General features: G+C 61.8%; 1 protein-coding gene. It reads right to left on the reverse strand.

Annotation, left to right across the window (positions count from 1 at the left end):
- Window positions 1-40 precede the first annotated feature (40 nt).
- Complete coding sequence (locus tag C8K14_RS22195) at window positions 41-3226, reverse strand: ATP-binding protein (protein ID WP_107719302.1); 3186 nt, start codon at window positions 3224-3226, stop codon at window positions 41-43.
- Window positions 3227-3272: the final 46 nt, after the last annotated feature.

Raw genomic sequence — 3272 nt, forward strand, 5'->3', positions numbered from 1 at the left:
GCCCCGATCGGGGCCCCTGTGCTTTGAATCTGCCGCAACGTCAGTGGCCTACTTTTACTCCGCCACAGTGGCCGGTTTTTGCTCCGCCGTTGACAGATGCACCGGAGCTTGCAACCTCGAGCATGAAGCGAAGCGTTTTTGGGCCTTTTTCGCCTTGGGTCGCGCGGATGAGCCAGACTAACGTGCGCTCCTCCAGTGATGGCACGGCCTTTTCGTCGATGGCGGCGAACAGCTTTTCGGTCATCTCGGCGCCAGGAGAGTTTTCGCTGATTCCCATCACGATCGCGTTAGCGAAGGCCGGATGCGCGTCGATCGGTATTCGGTGCAACAGGCCGAAGAAGCGCTCGGGCTCGTCCTTAACGCGCGCCTGCAGAACACGCGCGAGTTCATATGCGCCGCTGGGAAATCCCGCTGCGGTCCATTCGCGCTTGCCCTCGCCATTCAACTTCTCGAACGCCGTCAGCCACGCATCGTCGCTCATATGCGCTGCGCGGTCGGGGGCGATCGCCGATTGCACGCTGCCGCTTCGAATTATGTCGGGCGATTCCGGGCCGGCGCCGGCGAACTTGCGCGCGAGGACACGGAGCCGATCAGCTGCGGCCGGCGACAGTCGCTCCTCGCCGATCAGCTGCAGGACCGACCATTGGCGCAGCCCAGACAGACCGAGATAGTGGCGCGCCATGCCGCGAATCTCTTCCGGCGTTCGATTGAATACGTTCTTGCTGGGTTCTTTCATGGATAAGGCCCATTTCACATCGTCGAGTTCGGGCCAGAGCGTCAAAATTTGCCGTTCGAACTGCCCCCTCTGGTCGGGATGTAGATAATCCCAGCTGGAGGCCAAGGCTTTGGCCGCGGACAGCGCTGGCGCACCTTCCCAACCTGCGGTGAACAGTGCGGGATGATGGTGTTGCGCGGCGAGCACGCCCGCTAGGCCGGCGCCGTTGCTCGCAATGGTTTCGAGGAGCAGATGCAGTCCGGTGATTTGCTGCGCCGGTTCGACGATCGCTAGCAAGCGTTCCACCTCGGCAGGATCGTCGACGGCGACCCGCGCCAACGCATTCCGAACCACGTCGAGCATTTCAATCCAGGCACCTTCGCCGCGCTCGTAGCGTCGCCAGTGCCAGACGTGGTCCTGGTACGGCGGCCCGCCCTCTCGCCCGGGCATGCGCACCATCGTCTCGCGCATCGCCGGAAGCAGCGCGTCAAGCATGGCGATCGGCCGCGCCTTGGCCAATTCGACGAGATGGTGGAACGTGCCCGTGCCGTTCTCGAACGCCGGCTTGAACGGTGTTCCTTCGTCCGACAGGCGATACCAGGTTGAAAGGCTGGCCGCGAGGATACGGGCGGCGTCGTCGGGTGCATGCGGGATCCAGCTCCCAAACGCTTCGAATTGTCCTTCGCCGCGCGCTTCAAGATGCTTCAGATCATCGATCATACCGAGCGCGCGGATGATCACATCGGCAAGCGCCGGGGCCGACTGCTTCGGGCTGAGCCAGTGCAATTCGTCGAGGACCAGCCCAGCCTGTTCCGGATAAATGTCCAGATAGCCCTGCAAAATTGCGGGTAGCAGTTCGGCGCCGCGATCGGAGATTGACCGGATAAATCGCAGCGCCCAGACCTGCGCATCCTTCGAACCCTGCAGCCAGGCCTGAACGCTCCCGCCCTCGGCGAGCAACGCGAACCAGGCCGGCTGATCGAAGATCACCATGCTGATCGAGCGCGGAACCTCGCCATCTCCCCGCCGCGCCGCATAGCGGGCAAGCTGGTTCCATTCGTCGGCAGTTGGTATTGGCACGGAGCCGAGCCAGCGGAGCACGAGATCGCGAACGTGCGGACGAACCCGGTCCGAGGTCAGAATGGACTCGAGATCGCCCAGATAGCGCTTCGGATCAAGTTCACGCTCGGCCGCGAGGATCTGCCGTACCTGCGTGCGCCGAAACAGCGTCTGTTCGCTAGAAAGCAGGAAATCGAGTAGCGACTGGTCCCCGCCGGCAAACGCGCGGGCATGCAGAAAATCGAACAGCGACTCGTGGAGCAACGATATCTTCTGACCGTTGATGACGATGAGACCCTCTTGCTGAAGGATCTCGCGGGCTCCGGCAAACGCGTCGAGTGTTCGCATCGGCGCCACCAATTCCTGTCGCGCGCTCATTTCCCGGGCGATTGCCTCGAGAGCTGCATAGACGGACCATGCCGGTTTGTGTCGCTCACGGATCGCGCGGTCGCGCTCAGTCAGCAGCTTGTCGAACAACTCGCTGAGATTTTCGACGGTGCGAAGATCCTTGATGCCATTGGCGGCAAGCTGGGCGGCGATCGCAAGACCGATGGGCTGGATCAGCAGCGCTTTGATCTTCTGGCTGTCGGGATTGATGCTGATCTCGAGCTTCTGGAGCACGGGCGCCACGTCGCGCTCCCAGTCGAAGGGCGCGACATCGATCCGAAGCGTTTCATTGCGCTCAGCGATCTCCGAGAAGAGCTGATCATTCTCGACGTCGAAGGTGCGGCATGAGAAAACCAGACGGATATTCGGATAGCTCCGCGCCTGATTCACGAGATCAACAAGCTGACGCCGAACCTGCGCCGAGCGCCCCGACATCTGGCTGACGGCGTCGGCCTGGTCTATGTAGAGGACAGCAGGACGATTGCCGGAGAGACGTTCAAGAACGATTGCCGGGCTGTCGGCAACGTCGATGACCGCCGTGCCCAATTGCGCTAGTGAGGCCGGCTCGCCGACCTGGTCGACCCGGAAAGCAAGCTGCAGATGATTTCGGCCGGCAACGCGCTCGATCGCGTCTCGAATGATCGCCGATTTGCCCGATCCGGCACTGCCCACTAGCGCGACCGTCTTCGATGAAGGTTCGTCCAGCAGCGCGGCGACGAGCTGATCGGTCTCGGTACGCGGAATACTGAACAGCCCCGCGCCAATGGAGGCATAGCTTGCATCGTAGGAGGTGGTTGCGCCCGAGAGGCGGCCGGGCATTGCCTGGTCGACCTCATATTGCTTGATCTCGAAGTCCTTCTCCAGCGCGAAGGCGAGTAAGTCGGCCCTGCTTATGGGCCGATTGAGCGAAGCATCTTCCTCTACCCAAGTCCGGATCGCGGCAATGAGCTGCTCGGGGTCGCCCTTGAACCAGAAGGCGGCCTCGGACGCGACCACGGATTCGAGGAAATCCTCTGAGAGCCCGATCCGAAAGTTGTTGAGCGATACCAGTATGTTGTGATTCACGCCGTCCTTGCGAGAAGATGGTGTGACCAATGGCATGGACTGATAT

The organism is Novosphingobium sp. GV079 (assembly GCF_003058045.1).
In the GTDB taxonomy this organism is placed as follows: Bacteria; Pseudomonadota; Alphaproteobacteria; order Sphingomonadales; family Sphingomonadaceae; genus Novosphingobium; species Novosphingobium capsulatum.